We start from the raw sequence: 13937 nt of genomic DNA, 5'->3' as shown, positions 1-13937 counted from the left end.
CGTGGTGCTGAGGCGTCAACGGAACACTTCGCCGCGAATGGGCGATCCAGTTGGCAGACTCCCCGCAAACATGCGTAGGGCTTTCAGGAGGCCGCAGTGGTGTTCAAGAGGATGATGCGCGCGTTCGGTGTGGGCGGGCCGACTGTCGACACGGTGCTGACGAACCCCAACGTCAGGCCCGGCGAGGTGCTCTCGGGCGAGGTGCGCATCGCCGGCGGTGACCACCCGGCCGAGATCGACCACGTCACGCTCGCGCTGCTCACCCGCGTCGAGGTCGAGAGCGGCGACAACGAGTACAACACCAACATGGAGTTCCACAAGTTCTCCGTGGGCCAGCGGATCATCGCCCAGCCGCACCAGAACCTCACGCTGCCGTTCCAGGTCCCCGTGCCGTTCGAGTGCCCGCTCAACGTCGTCGGCGGCGGCCACCTCAACGGCATGCAGCTCGGCCTGCGCACCGAGCTGGAGGTCCGCGGCGCCGTCGACCCCGGCGACCTCGACCCGATCTGGGTGCACCCGCTGCCGTCGCAGGACGCCGTGCTCCAGGCGTTCGGGCAGATGGGCTTCCGCTTCACCAAGGCGGACAACGAGAAGGGCCGCATCTACGGCGTCCCGCAGCAGCTGCCGTTCTACCAGGAGATCGAGTTCTACCCGCCGGCGCAGTTCGCCGGCCGCCTCAAGCAGGTCGAGCTGACGTTCGTCACGACGCCGCACGAGCTGCACGTGATCCTGGAGGCCGACAAGCGCGCCGGGCTGCTCCGCGCGGGCGGCGACGCCTACGGCCGGTTCGCGGTGTCGCACCAGCAGGCCGTCGCCACCGACTGGACCGCGACGATCAACCAGTGGATGGCGCAGGTCTCCGGCAGCCGCTGGTAACCCGAACGGTCGATGGCATTACGCCTCACGCTGCGTGAACCGTGCTCTGAAGGGATGATCTCGGCCAAGATCCGAAATCATCGCGGAGGAGGCGGTCATGGGCATCGGCAGCATCATCGGTGCGCTCGTCATCGGTCTGATCCTGGGCGTGCTCGGCCGGCTGTTCGCGCCGGGCAAGCAGAACATCCCGATCTGGCTGACCATCATCGTCGGCATCGTGGCCGCGTTCATCGGCACGTGGATCGCGCGGCTGCTCGGCGTGGAGGACACGCCCGGCATCGACTGGATCGAGCTCATCGTCCAGATCGTGGTCGCCGCGGTCGGCGTGTCCCTGGTGGCAGGGCTGTACGGCAGGAAGTCGGTCAGCTAGGACGGACCATCCGCAGGACGAGGTCGGCGTACATCGCGCCGATCTCGTCCGGGGTCCGCTTCCCGCCCGGCTGGTACCAGCGCGCGACGTCGATGCACAGCGACAGCACGGCCAGGGTCGCGCCCTTCAGATCCGGCACGTCGAACACGCCCTCTTCGACGCCGTCGGCGATGTACGACCGCATCCGCTGCTCGATCTGCCGGCGCAGCTCCGCCACCTGTGCGTGGTGTTCGGGAGAGAGCGCGCCGAGCTCGTACTGCACCACCCTCGCCGTCGTGTGGAACTCCGCGTGCCACCCCGCGAACGCCGCGACGGCGTTCTTCAGCCGGTCCGTCGCGTCGCTGCCCTCGATCGACGACAGCAGCGCCAGCGACGTCTCGTGACCGACGAGCGAGATGTTGAAGAGCAGTTCCTCTTTGGACCGGTAATGGATGTACACGGCCGCAGGGGACATTCCCGCCCGTGAAGCTATGTCCCGCGTCGTCGTGGCGTGGTATCCCTTGTCCGCGAACGCCTGGACGGCCGCGATGAGCATCCGGCGGGCGGCCTCGGGGGTGACCGCGCGCCAGGTCTCGTCGAGCAGCGCGAACCCGTCCAGTCCGGTCGTCGTCATCGGGTCGCTCCTAGCGTGTTGACAGGTGATGGATCGTACTGCACGCTAAGCGTGCGCTTAGCGCTAAGCAACCGCTTAGTATGGAGGTTAGTCGTGCAGCGGACGCTGTTCAACGAGGATCACGCCGCGTTCCGGGAGTCGGCGAAGGCGTTCGTCGAGCGCACGATCACCCCGAACGTCGAGAAGTTCATCGAGGAGCGGGTGATCGACCGGGACGTCTGGCTGGAGGCCGGACGGCAGGGCCTGCTGGGCCTCGAGATCCCCGAGGAGTACGGCGGCAGCGGCGCGAACGACTACCGCTTCAACACCGTCTTCGCCGAGGAGCTGTGCCGGGTCAACGCCGCGGTCGCCTCGTCGCTCGGCATCCACGGCGACGTCGTGGCGCCCTACCTCGTCGACCTGTGCACCGAGGAGCAGAAGCAGCGCTGGCTGCCCGGCATGTGCACCGGCGAGATCAAGACCGGCATCGCGATGACCGAGCCGTCCGGCGGCTCCGACCTCGCGGCGCTCAAGACCAACGCCGTGCGCGACGGTGACGACTGGATCCTCAACGGCTCCAAGACGTTCATCACCAACGGCTACACCGCCGACATGATCGTCGTCGCGGCCCGCACCGACCCGTCCAAGGGCGCGCGCGGCATCACGCTGTTCGCCGTCGAGACCGGCATGCCCGGCTTCGAGCGCGGCCGCAAGCTCGACAAGGTCGGCCAGCACCCGTCCGACACCGCGGAGCTGTTCTTCTCCGACGTGCGGCTCTCGTCCGAGCACGTCATCGGCGAGGAGGGCCAGGGCTTCATCTACATGATGGAACGCCTGCCGCAGGAGCGGATCGGCGCCGCCATCTCGAACCTCGCGCACGCGCAGGGCGTCTTCGACGAGACGCTCGAGTACGTCAAGGAGCGCAAGGCCTTCGGGCAGGCGATCGGCAAGTTCCAGCACAACAAGTTCCTGCTGTCCGAGCTGCGCACCAAGCTCGACGTCACCCAGGCGTTCGTCGACACGCTGACCCTGCAGCACGTTCGCGGCGAGCTCACCCCGGTCGAGGCGGCGCAGGCGAAGTACTGGAGCGCCGAGGTCGAGAACGAGGTCATCGACGCCTGCGTGCAGCTGCACGGCGGCTACGGCTACATGACCGAGTACCGCGTCGCCCGCGCGTGGATGGACGCCCGCGTCACGAAGATCTGGGCCGGCTCCAACGAGATCATGAAGGAACTCATCGGCCGCGACCTCGGCCTGTAAGGGGAGAACGACATGCCCGAAGCAGTCATCGTCTCCACCGCCCGGTCGCCGATCGGCCGTGCCCGCAAGGGTTCCCTCGCCTCGATGAGGCCCGACGACCTGGCCGCTCAGGTGATCTCGGCCGCGCTGGGCGACCTCCCGGCGTCCGAGATCACCGACCTGCACCTCGGGTGCGCCGAGCCGCAGGACGAGCACGGTCAGAACATCGCGCGCCGCGTCGCCGTGCAGCTCGGCCACGACGGCCTGCCCGGCACGACCGTCAACCGGTTCTGCGCCTCCTCGGTGCAGACCGCGCGGATGGCCTTCCACGCCGTCAAGGCGGGCGAGGGCAACGCCTTCATCTCGGCCGGTGTCGAGTGCGTGTCGCGGTACATGCACTCGGGCGCACCGTCGTTCAACCCGCTGTTCGACGAGGCGCGGCAACGCACCGAGGACACGGCGGCCTCCAACGCGCCGTGGACCGACCCGCGCCTCGACGGCACGCTGCCCGACTACTACATCGCGATGGGCCAGACGGCCGAGAACGTCGCGACGCAGCTCGGCATCTCGCGCCACGACCAGGACGAGTTCGGCGTGCGGTCGCAGAACCTCGCGGAGAAGGCGATCGCGGACGGGTTCTTCGCCCGCGAGATCACGCCGATCACCCTGCCCGACGGCACCGTCGTCTCCACGGACGACGGACCGCGCGCCGGCGTCACCTACGAGGCGGTCTCCCAGCTCAAGACCGTCTTCCGCCCCGAGGGCACCGTCACGGCCGGCAACTGCTGCCCGTTGAACGACGGCGCGGCCGCGGTCGTGATCATGAGCGACGTGCGGGCACGTGAGCTCGGCCTGACCCCGTTGGCGCGCATCGTGTCCACGGGCGTCTCGGGCCTCTCGCCGGAGATCATGGGCCTGGGCCCGGTCGACGCCACGAAGCAGGCCCTGGGACACGCCGGTCTGTCCATTTCGGACATCGACCTGGTGGAGATCAACGAGGCGTTCGCCGTGCAGGTGCTCGGGTCCCAGCGCGCGCTGGGCATCGACCTGGACAAGCTGAACGTGCACGGCGGCGCGATCGCGCTCGGCCACCCGTTCGGCTCGACCGGCGCGCGGATCATGACGACCCTGATCAACGGCATGCAGGCCCGCGACGCCCAGTTCGGCCTCGAGACCATGTGCGTCGGCGGCGGTCAGGGCATGGCGATCATCCTGGAAAGGCTGTCGTAGTGGGAATCCTGGACAAGTTCCGCCTGGACGGGAAGGTCGCGATCGTCACCGGCGCCTCCTCGGGTCTCGGCGTCGCGTTCGCCAAGGGCCTCGCGGAGGCCGGCGCGGACGTCGTGCTCGCCGCCCGCCGCGCGGACAAGCTGAAGGACACGGCCGCGCTCGTCGAGGCCACCGGGCAGCGCGCGCTCGTCGTGCAGGCCGACGTCTCGAAGCCCGAGGACTGCCGCGAGGTGGCCCGTGCGGCGGCCGAGTTCGGCACGGTCGCGGTGCTCGTGAACAACGCCGGTGTCGCGTCGGCCGTCCCGGCCTCGCGGGAGACGCCGGAGGAGTTCCGCGGTGTGGTGGACGTGAACCTCAACGGCGCCTACTGGATGGCCCAGGCCGCCGCGGCGGTCATGACCTCCGGTGGTTCGATCATCAACATCTCCAGCGTGCTCGGCCTCGTGACCGGCGGCATCCCGCAGGCCGCGTACTCGGCGTCCAAGGCGGGCCTGCTCGGCCTGACGCGGGACCTCGCGCAGCAGTGGACCGGCCGCAAGGGCATCCGCGTCAACGCGATCTGCCCCGGTTTCTTCGAGTCGGAGATGACCGACCAGTACCCGCCCGGGTACCTCGAGAAGATGCAGGCCTCTCTGCCATCCGGGCGAATCGGTGACCCGGAGGAACTAGCCGCCGCCGTTTTGTTCCTGGCCTCCCCGGCGGGCGGTTACGTTACGGGCGAGACGCTCGTCGTCGACGGTGGTGCCGTGATCGTCTGACTCCAGGGGGAGCCGTGCGGGAGCCCGAGTTCAAGGTCGTGGACCCGCGAAGACGGTTCCTGCTGTGGTTCGCGCCGCCGCTGGCGGTGTTCGTGGTCGGGCTGGTGGTGCTGCTCGTGGCGGGGCACATCACCGGCCCTTTCCGTTCGGTGACGGTCGTGCGGGCGCTCTTCGCGTCCAAGCGCGACTTCTTCCAGGACGAGCAGGTCAAGCGGATCCTGATGGCCCGCGGCTACCAGGTGCACGTGACGCCGATCGGGTCCCGCGACCTGGCCGAGAAGCCCGACCTCGACTCGTACCACTTCGTGTTCCCGTCGGGACACGTGGCGAACGAGCACGTGAAGACCCGCAGGGCGGGTAAGCACGTCGTGCCGTACCGGCCGTTCTTCACGCCGGTCGTGCTGGCGACGTTCCGCGAGTACGCCGAGGCGCTGGTGAAGGCGGGTGCCGCGACCAAGCACGGCGACCTCTACTACACCCTCAAGATGGACAAGCTCACGGAACTGGCCAACGCCCAGAGGCGCTGGAAGGACTACGGCCTGCCGAACGAGAACCGGATCCTCGTGCAGTCGCCGGACCCCTGCAAGGCCTACTCGGGCGCGACCCTCGTCGGGTTCTTCGCCACCGCCTTCGGCGACGAGCCGCCGCAGACCGTCGAGGCGGCGGAGCAACTGGCGCGCGACGTCAAGCCTTACGTCGACGCGCAGGGCCAGGCGGGCGAGGACATGGCCCCCAAGTACTTCGTGCCCGAGGGCCGCACGCACGCCGTCATCGCGGTGATCTACGAGCACCAGTACATCGCCTACCAGTTGCGGCAGAAGAGCGTCGACACCGAGCGCGTGCTGCTCTACCCGGAGAAGCAGCACCAGAGCACGCCCGAGCTGATCTCGTTCACGCCCGAGGGCGACCGGATCGGCGAGCTGATGATGAACGACCCCGAGCTGCGGCAGCGCGCGGTCGAGCTGGGCTTCCACCCGCTGGGGTGGAACGGGGAGACCGGTGCCGACTTCGGCGCCCACATCACGAGCCGCGGGCTGCCGGAGCCGCCGGCCGGGGACACCGGCCGGGTCCAGCTGCCCAAGGCCGAGCTGTTCGAGCGCATGCTCGACGTCGTCGGCGAGTGCAAGTGAGGGTGCTGGCGGCGGTCCTGCTGCTCCTGCTGGCCGCGTGCACGCCGAGCACGCCCGCGGTCCGGTTGAAGGTGCTGGCGAGCACCGAGCTCGCCGACCTCGGGCCGGTGCTCGCGGAGCTGAAGAAGGCCACGGGGGTCGAGCTGGCCGTGGAGCACCGCGGCACGGTCGAGGCGAGCAGGTCGCTCGACGGGTTCGACCTGGCGTGGTTGTCCACCACCAGGTTCCTGCGCCTGCGCGGTGCCGAGCCGGAGCTCGCGGCGAGCGTCATGACGTCCCCGGTGGTGCTGGGCGTGAAACGCGGCAAGCGGGCGGTGCTGGGGGATCGGCCGACCTGGGCCGACGTCGCGGACCGCGCCGCGCTGGGCCAGTTCCGGTACGGCATGGCGGATCCGCGCGTGTCCGGCGGCGGGATGGCCGCGTTGATCGGGGTCGCCACGGCGGCCGCGGGCACCGGTGCGCCGTTGAGACCCGAGGACGTCAGCTGCGACCGGTTGCAGGGCTTTCTGGCCGGGCGGGCGTTCGACGTGCCGGACCCGGTCGCCGAGTTCGCCCGCCGGTCCGATGTGGACGGACTGGTCGCGCACGAGTCGGAGTTGTTGTCGCTCAACGCTTCGCTGCCGGAACCGCTGGAGATCGTCTATCCGCGCGACGGCATCGTCCTGTCCGACTACCCGCTGATGCTGGTGAGACCCGAGCACCGGGCCACCTACGACCGCGTCGTCGAGTGGCTGCGGTCGCCCGCCGCGCAGCAGATGATCGCCGACCGCACCTGGCGCCGCCCCGTCGAGCCGTCCGTGGTGCGCGACCAGAAGCTGCGCGCCGACCTCGGCATCGCGCTCTACTTCCCGGACAGCGCCGAGGTGATCGACCGGCTGCTGCTGTTCCACGACCGCGCGGGCGACGGCCGCCAGGTGGTGTTCGTGCTGGACTACTCGACGTCCATGCGGGGCGCGCGGCTCGCGGGGCTGCGGGAGGCGTTCGCGTCGCTCAACGGGTTCGACCGCTTCTACGTCGGCGAGACCGTGACGATCGTGCGGTTCGCGGGCACGGTGCTGGAGGAGCGGTCGATCACCGTGCGCGGCAAGGAGGACCTCGACGCGCTGCTGGCCGTCGTCGCGTCCGAGGACCTGCGCGACAACACGGCGATCTGGGCCGCGCTGGAACGCGGTCTGCAACTGGCGCGCGGCGAGACGGCGGTGGTGCTGATGACCGACGGCGAGAACAACGCGGGCCCGTCGGTCGACGAGTTCCTGCGCGTGGGCAGGGGAGAGGTGCCCGTGTTCCCGATCCGGTTCGGCGAGGCCTCGACGGCCGAGCTGGACCGGGTGGCGCAGGCGAGCGGCGGCCGGCTCGTCGAGGCGGGCGCGAAGTCGTTGCTGGAGGCGGTGAGGGAGATCCGTGGCTGTCGATAGAGCGCTCTGGTGGTCCGTCACGTGGGGCTGGATCCTGATCTGGGCCGTGACGCTGATCGCGCTGGTGGTCGTCGTCGCGCTCGGCTGGCGGTGGCTGCGCCGCCGTGCCCCCGAACCCGAGGTGCCGGGCCTGCTGTTCTACGTGCACGGCCAGCGGATGATCAACCTCTGCAAGGTGGGCCGCTACGACGACGCCGTCACCCGGCAGTTCGTCAAGCAGATCACCGTCACCAAGAACGGCAAGCTGCAGGTGGGCCCGAGCGAGTTCGGCATCGGCGTCGACGGCTCCGTCGTCGAGCAGAACACCGACACCTACGAGAAACCCGCCACCGAGATCGACGTGATCGGCGTCGTGCTGGCGGGCCTGCGCGCGGGCCACGGCGTGGTCGAGGTGGACCTGACCACGCAGACCATCAAGGCCGACGACGCGTGGCGGCGCGGCAAAGCCAAGCGCCTCAACGACATCCGCGACTACGTGGCCCTGCACGGCCGCTTCGAGGTGGGCGAGGGCGACGACCCGGCCGTGCTGCTCGCACCGGTCGGCTCGTCCCGCGTCCGCGTCGAGTGCGACCGCGCGTCACTGCGCGACACGCTCCCACCGGGCCAGTTCAACGCGCGCTGCCTGGGCAAGGTCCAGTCCTGGAACGCCGCCACCGGCGAGATCGTGGTGCTGCCGGTCGTCGTATTCCAGTAGACGCGTGGGGGACGATCGTGGCGTGATCACGTTGGACGAGGTGCTGGTGGTCGACGTCGAGTCGACCTGCTGGGAGGGATCGCCGCCACCCGGCGAGGTCTCGGAGATCATCGAGATCGGGATCTGCCCGCTCTCGGTGGCCACGGGCAAGCGGGGCGAGCGCCGTTCGGTGCTGGTGCGCCCGTCCCGGTCGTCGGTGAGTGCGTTCTGCACCTCGCTGACCACGCTGACCGCCTCGCAGGTCGCCGAAGGCGTCTCGTTCGCCGACGCGTGCGCCGTGCTGCGCAAGGAGTTCCGGTCCGACCGCCGCGTCTGGGCGTCCTACGGCGACTACGACCGCAAGATGTTCGAACGGCAGTGCGCGGACTTCGGCGTCCGGTACCCGTTCGGGCCGCGGCACCTGAACGTCAAGACGCTGTTCGGGCTGGCCCACGCCCTGCCGCGGGAGGTCGGCATGGCCGAGGCGGTGCGGATCACCGGCCGGAAGATCGACGGCACGCACCACCGCGGGCACGACGACGCGTTCAACATCGCGGGTCTGCTGGCCGGGCTGCTCGGGCGAGGTCCGCGGTGATGGAGGAGTCCTGAGAGCGTCAGAAGGTGATCACGTCGGCCCGCGCCGGGTCCGTCGTCCCCGCCAGCACCGACCGCCACACCTCGACCAGCCCCTCCGGCCCGCTGTGGTGCGTCACGGCCACCCAGGCACCGGCCTGCGCGGTGAACCCGCGCCACGCCTCCCCGAACCGCCGCGCGAACCCGTCCGCACCCCAGTCGGCGGTCCGCTTGCGCAGCTGGTCCGGTGCGAAGAAGAACTCCGACCGCGGGTCCTGCGACGGCGCCTGGTGGGTGAGCCCGATCGAGATGTCCTTCACCAGCGCCTCGCCCAGCCGGTCGTGCAGCGCCGACCGCACCTCGGCCGACCCGCTGAAGTCCAGGTACACCGACGGTTCGACGTCCACCGCGGCGCCGTAGGGCAGCACGGTGTCGTACAGCCCGAGGCCGGCGGTGAAGTCCACGTTGCGCGGTGAAGTCAGGCCCACGACCCGCACCCCCGCGTCGCGCAGGCACTGCGCGGTGCCGAACGCCGTCTTGCTCGACGCCGACGAGATCACGACCGTGCGGGCGCCGTGGAAGGCGCTGTCCACGAGCTGGTCGGCCAGCAGGAACGACGTCAGGAACAGCGGCCGGTACAGGACCTGCAGGTCCTCCAGCGCCTCGTCGTAGGCGGGGTCGGCCGAGGTGACCAGGTAGCTGTTGTAGACGGCGGGCAGGGACGCGCGGTGGTCGGCCGTGTCGACGAAGCCGGACGAGGTCAGGCGCGCGCGGGCGACGAAGTGGCCGGCCATCGGCAGGTAGCCGTAGACGCGGGTGCCGGCGGGCAGGGCGTCCACAGTGGAGTCGACGACGTCGGCGAAGCCCCACACCGGGATCACGCCCTGGCCCGGGCCGCCCGCGGGGAAGAAGTTCCAGTAGCCGATGAGGTCGCCGATCACGCCGTACGTGACGTTGTTGGCGGTGAGGCCCACCCGGCTCACCCGGAGCAGCACCTCGCAGTCCGACAGGTCGGCCGCGGCGGGTGCTTCGTCGTGCAGCACTTCGGTTTCGGCGAGGTTTCCGCGGTCGACGACCACGGTCCAGCTGCTGATCATTGCCTGGGTTCTCCTAGCGCGGGAGGTACGCTCCGGTCGTGACCGTGCCTGAAAGACTGATCGATTCCGCCACCCGCCTGTTCGCGGACAAGGGGTACGAACGCGTCGCCGTGCAGGAGATCGTCGAGCACGCCGGTGTCACCAAAGGCGCGATGTACCACTACTTCGGCTCCAAGGACGACCTGCTGCACGAGATCTACGGGCGGTTGCTGCGCCTGCAGACCGAGCACCTGGAGAAGATCGCGTCGAGCACCGGCCCGATCGAGGACAGGCTGCGCGAGGCCGCGGTCGACGTCATCGTCACCAGCATCGAGGACTTCGACGCCGCCAAGGTGTTCTTCCGCTCGATGAACCACCTCTCGGCCGAGAAGCAGAAGGTCGTGCGGTCCGAACGGCGTCGTTACCACGAGAAGTTCCGCGGCCTGGTCGAGGAGGGGCAGCGCGACGGGACGTTCCGCGCCGACGTGCCCGCCGACGTGGCCACGTACTACTTCTTCGGCTCGCTGCACCAGCTCGGCACCTGGTACCGCCCGGACGGGGACATCCCGCCCGAGCGGCTGGCGGACCACTACGCGGACCTGCTGATCCGCAGTCTCAGGCCGTGACCGTCAGGGGACGATCACGCTGACGATCTCGGCGACGCACGCGGGCTTGTCGCTGCCCTCGATCTCGATGACGACCTTGGTCACGAGCTGCTTGCCCAGCGCGATGTCCGTGACGTCCAGCAGCTCGACCCCGCCGCGCACCCTGGAACCGACGAGCACCGGCTGCGGGAAGCGGACCTTGTTGCTGCCGTAGTTCACGCCCATCTTGATGTTCTTGACGGTGTAGACGTCCCGCACCAGGTACGGGACCAGCGACAACGTCAGGTAGCCGTGCGCGACCGGGCCGCCGAACGGACCCTTCGCCGCCTTCTCGACGTCGATGTGGATCCACTGGTGGTCGAGCGTCGCGTCGGCGAACAGGTTGACCTGCTCCTGCGTGACCTCGTGCCACTCGCCGAAGCCGAGGTGCTGGCCCTTGGCCGCGACGAGCTCGTCGATGTTCTCGAAAGCGCGCATGGTGGGCGTCCTCAGTCCTTCGGTCCGCCGGCGACGTAGATGACCTGGCCGGACACGAACCCGGCACCCTCGCTGACGAGGAACGACGCGGTGTGCGCGATGTCCTCCGGCTGCCCGACGCGCGCGACCGGGATGGCCTGCGCGGCACCGTTGACGAGGTCCTCGAACGAGATCTTCATCCGCTCGGCCGTCGCCTTGGTCATCTCGGTGGCGATGAAGCCGGGCGCGATCGCGTTGACCGTGACGCCGAACTTGCCGAGCTCGATCGCGAGGGTCTTCGTGAAGCCCTGCAGACCGGCCTTGGCGGCGGAGTAGTTCGCCTGGCCGCGGTTGCCGAGCGCGCTGGTGCTCGACAGGTTGACGATGCGGCCGAAGCCTTCCTTCGTCTGGAACGCCTGCACGGCCTTGCTCATCAGGAACGCGCCGCGCAGGTGCACGTTCATGACCGTGTCCCAGTCGCCCGCCGTCATCTTGAACAGCAGGTTGTCGCGCAGCACGCCGGCGTTGTTGATCAGCACGGTCGGCGCGCCGAGCTCCTCGGCGACCTTCGCGACCGCGGCGCCGACCTGCTCCTCGTCGGCCACGTCGACCTTCAGGCCGATGGCGCGCCCGCCGCTCGCGACGATCTTCTCGGCGCCGTCGAGCACGCCCTGCTCGTCGAGGTCGAGCAGCGCGACGGCCAGTCCGTCCGCGGCGAGGCGCTGCGCGACCGCGGCACCGATGCCACGCGCCGCGCCGGTGACGATCGCAACCCTGTCGGCCACGGGTCCTCCTCAGGTCTCAGTGGTGAGCTAAGCAAGCGCTTAGTAACGTACCTATCAGTCCGCTTGACGTCCAGGTCTGTGCGGACGACCATACCGACTGGTCGGAATGTGGCAATTCGAGGAGGCAGGTGCCCGTGGACTTCACCGGCAAGGTCGCGCTCATCACCGGCGGATCCAACGGCATCGGCGCCGCGTCCGCCCGCAGGCTGGTATCGCTCGGCGCGCACGTCGTGGTCGCGGACGTGGACGCCGACCAGGGCAAGGCCGTCGCCGACGAGATCGGCGGCGTGTTCGTGCGGTGCGACGTGACGGTGCCCGCAGACTCCGCCGAGGCGGTCGCCCTGGCCGTGCGCACGTACGGCGGGCTCGACATCGCGTTCCTGAACGCGGGCATCGGCACCGGCTGCTCGCTGGGCGACGACTTCGACGTCGAGACCTACCGCCGTGCGATGGCCATCAACCTCGACGGCGTCGTCTACGGCGCGCACTACGCGTTGCCCGAGCTCCGCAAGCGCGGCGGCCAGATCATCGCCACGGCATCGATGGCCGGCCTCATGCCGATGCCGGGCGACCCGGTGTACGGCGCGAACAAGGCCGCCGTCGTCGGTCTCGTGCGTTCGCTCGGCGGCGCTCATCCGGACGTGCGCGTGAACGCGCTGTGCCCCGGTTTCGCCGACACCAACATCATCGTGCCGCTGCGCTCGACGCTGGAGGAGATCGGCATGCCGATCATTCCGGTGTCCGACGTCGTGGACGGCTTCATGTCTATTGTGGAGGGTTCGGGCACGGGCGAGGCCTGGTTCGTCCAGGCGGGCCGCCCGTCGGAGCCGTTCGGCTTCCGCAACCCGCCCGGTCCTCGTACCGCGGACGGCTCGCGGGTCGAGGCCGCGCGCAAGGACCCCGTTTCGATCGCGCTCGAGGAGAACTGACTGTGCGTGCCATCCAGATCACCGAGTTCGGCGGCCCCGAGGTCCTGCAGCAGGTCGACCTGCCCGACCCCGTGGCGGGCGAGGGCGAAGTCCTGATCAACGTGTCGCGGGCCGGCCTGAACTACGCCGACACGCACCAGGCGGAGAACTCGTACCTGGCGAAGATGTCTCTGCCGTTGGTGCCCGGCGGTGAGATCGTTGGGGTTACCGCTGACGGGCGGCGGGTCGTTGCGTTGACCGCGAACTCCGGTGGGTACGCGGAGAAGGCCGTCGCGCCGTTGCTGACCACGTTCGACGTGCCCGATGGCGTGGACGACCTGACGGCGCTGTCGTTGATCGTGCAGGGTGCCACGGCTTGGTTGTTGCTGCGGAAGTCGACTCACATGGAGGCCGGTGAGTCGGTGGTCGTGCACGCCGCCGCCGGTGGGGTGGGGACTATCGCCGTGCAGCTGGCCAAGTTGTGGGGGGCCGGCCGCGTGATCGCCACGGCGTCTTCCGAGGAGAAGCGGAAGTTGGCGCTTGACCTCGGGGCGGATGTGGCGATCGACTCGCGGTCCGAGGACATGACCGCTGCTCTGAAGGAAGCCAACGGCGGTCGCCGCGTCGACGTCGTGCTGGACATGACCGGGGGTGCGACCACTGACCAGTCGCTGGTGGCGCTGGCTCCGTTCGGGCGCCTTGCGTTTTACGGCATGGCCTCGCGGGAAAGGCCGAAGCCGGTCGACCCCAGGGCGCTGCTGGTGCACTCCACGGCCGTTGCGGGTATGTGGCTGCCCCATGCGTTGAAGGTTCGCGATGCGGAGCACGGGACTTTGGCGCATCGGGCTATGGCTGAGTTGTTCCAGCTCGTCGTCGACGGGAAGCTGAAGGCCATCCCCGGTGGGGAGTACGGGATGGGGGAGATTCGGCAGGCTCACGAGGACCTGCGGGCTCGTCGGACTTCCGGGAAGTTGTTGTTGGATCCGTCGCGGTAGGTTTGGTGTTGGCTGGCTTGCCGTTGGCGGGTGCCTGTTGCGTGCTTCCCCTGGGGCTCTGCCCCAGACCCCGGCAATCTGATCAGGGGGCCCGCGCTGTGGGCGGGTAGATGGCACGCCTGTTGCTCAGAGCGGCTGCCTGTTTCGTAGTTTGGGCGCCTCGGCGGTGGGGTCCCATCACGAGCCGCACCAAGAGCGGGCCGCCGACCCGGACATCGCGCGCTGGACGATCGGCTCGGTCCGCGAGGCCGCGGTG

Annotated in this window: 16 protein-coding genes; 12 read left to right on the top strand and 4 right to left on the bottom strand. The window is 69.5% G+C overall.

The features are described 5' to 3' along the window. Positions 1–96: 96 nt before the first annotated feature. Together ABZX02_RS38690 and ABZX02_RS38685 are read left to right on the top strand one after the other, a co-directional pair. The gene (locus ABZX02_RS38690; RefSeq protein WP_355306199.1) at positions 97–876 is read left to right on the top strand and encodes a sporulation protein; all 780 of its coding nucleotides are present in this window, start codon (positions 97–99) and stop codon (positions 874–876) included. Between the two features lie 97 nt (positions 877–973). After that, the gene (locus ABZX02_RS38685) at positions 974–1246 is read left to right on the top strand and encodes a GlsB/YeaQ/YmgE family stress response membrane protein (protein ID WP_355306197.1); all 273 of its coding nucleotides are present in this window, start codon (positions 974–976) and stop codon (positions 1244–1246) included. On the opposite strand, the gene ABZX02_RS38680 is transcribed toward ABZX02_RS38685, so the two are convergent. Continuing rightward, entirely contained in the window at positions 1239–1859 is a 621-nt protein-coding gene (locus tag ABZX02_RS38680; RefSeq protein WP_355306196.1) for a TetR/AcrR family transcriptional regulator, read from the bottom strand. The genes ABZX02_RS38685 and ABZX02_RS38680 overlap by 8 nt on opposite strands. A 93-nt stretch (positions 1860–1952) precedes the next feature. On the opposite strand from ABZX02_RS38680, the gene ABZX02_RS38675 reads away from it, so the two are divergent. Genes ABZX02_RS38675 through ABZX02_RS38645 form a run of 7 tightly spaced genes read left to right on the top strand, consistent with a single transcriptional unit; the run spans position 1953 to position 8878 of the window. Next, positions 1953–3098, top strand: a complete 1146-nt coding sequence (locus tag ABZX02_RS38675) for an acyl-CoA dehydrogenase family protein (RefSeq protein WP_355306194.1) — start codon at positions 1953–1955, stop codon at positions 3096–3098. A gap of 12 nt (positions 3099–3110) precedes the next feature. Next, positions 3111–4307, top strand: a complete 1197-nt coding sequence (locus ABZX02_RS38670) for an acetyl-CoA C-acetyltransferase (protein ID WP_355306192.1) — start codon at positions 3111–3113, stop codon at positions 4305–4307. Further along, positions 4307–5065 carry a glucose 1-dehydrogenase gene (locus ABZX02_RS38665; RefSeq protein WP_355306190.1) on the top strand — a complete coding sequence of 253 codons (759 nt, stop codon included), beginning with the start codon at positions 4307–4309 and terminating at the stop codon, positions 5063–5065. Before ABZX02_RS38670 ends, ABZX02_RS38665 begins: the two co-directional genes overlap by 1 nt. Before the next feature lie 14 nt (positions 5066–5079). Beyond that, complete coding sequence (locus ABZX02_RS38660; RefSeq protein WP_355306188.1) at positions 5080–6195, top strand: hypothetical protein; 1116 nt, start codon at positions 5080–5082, stop codon at positions 6193–6195. After that, entirely contained in the window at positions 6192–7610 is a 1419-nt protein-coding gene (locus tag ABZX02_RS38655) for a substrate-binding domain-containing protein (protein ID WP_355306186.1), read from the top strand. The genes ABZX02_RS38660 and ABZX02_RS38655 overlap by 4 nt, the downstream gene beginning before the upstream one ends. Continuing rightward, the gene (locus ABZX02_RS38650; protein WP_355306185.1) at positions 7597–8304 is read left to right on the top strand and encodes a hypothetical protein; all 708 of its coding nucleotides are present in this window, start codon (positions 7597–7599) and stop codon (positions 8302–8304) included. Before ABZX02_RS38655 ends, ABZX02_RS38650 begins: the two co-directional genes overlap by 14 nt. A 22-nt stretch (positions 8305–8326) precedes the next feature. Next, complete coding sequence (locus ABZX02_RS38645; RefSeq protein ID WP_355306183.1) at positions 8327–8878, top strand: 3'-5' exonuclease; 552 nt, start codon at positions 8327–8329, stop codon at positions 8876–8878. 19 nt (positions 8879–8897) lie between these two features. Here the strand turns inward: ABZX02_RS38645 and ABZX02_RS38640 are convergent, their stop codons facing one another. After that, positions 8898–9953: a DUF2855 family protein gene (locus tag ABZX02_RS38640; RefSeq protein WP_355306182.1), complete on the bottom strand. Its 1056-nt coding sequence runs from the start codon at positions 9951–9953 to the stop codon at positions 8898–8900. Positions 9954–9991: 38 nt separating this feature from the next. Here ABZX02_RS38640 and ABZX02_RS38635 point away from each other — a divergent pair, with 38 nt between their 5' ends. Next, a complete protein-coding gene (locus tag ABZX02_RS38635; RefSeq protein WP_355306180.1) occupies positions 9992–10558 on the top strand; it encodes a TetR/AcrR family transcriptional regulator in 567 nt (188 codons plus the stop codon). 3 nt (positions 10559–10561) lie between these two features. On the opposite strand, the gene ABZX02_RS38630 is transcribed toward ABZX02_RS38635, so the two are convergent. Beyond that, the gene (locus tag ABZX02_RS38630) at positions 10562–11014 is read right to left on the bottom strand and encodes a MaoC family dehydratase (protein ID WP_355306178.1); all 453 of its coding nucleotides are present in this window, start codon (positions 11012–11014) and stop codon (positions 10562–10564) included. Between the two features lie 11 nt (positions 11015–11025). Beyond that, entirely contained in the window at positions 11026–11778 is a 753-nt protein-coding gene (locus ABZX02_RS38625; protein ID WP_355306176.1) for an SDR family oxidoreductase, read from the bottom strand. A 128-nt stretch (positions 11779–11906) separates the two neighbouring features. Between ABZX02_RS38625 and ABZX02_RS38620 the strand changes: the two genes are divergently transcribed. Both ABZX02_RS38620 and ABZX02_RS38615 read left to right on the top strand, forming a co-directional pair. Continuing rightward, positions 11907–12707, top strand: coding sequence for an SDR family NAD(P)-dependent oxidoreductase (locus ABZX02_RS38620; RefSeq protein ID WP_355306174.1), 801 nt, complete (start codon positions 11907–11909; stop codon positions 12705–12707). Between the two features lie 2 nt (positions 12708–12709). Continuing rightward, positions 12710–13681 carry a zinc-binding dehydrogenase gene (locus ABZX02_RS38615; protein ID WP_355306173.1) on the top strand — a complete coding sequence of 324 codons (972 nt, stop codon included), beginning with the start codon at positions 12710–12712 and terminating at the stop codon, positions 13679–13681. Positions 13682–13937 lie beyond the last annotated feature (256 nt).

The sequence above is a fragment of the Lentzea sp. NPDC003310 genome, assembly GCF_040610935.1.
Taxonomy (GTDB): Bacteria; Actinomycetota; Actinomycetes; order Mycobacteriales; family Pseudonocardiaceae; genus Lentzea.
Note: the sequence above shows the minus strand (reverse complement) of the source record. Positions and strands in the feature narration are given on the sequence as shown.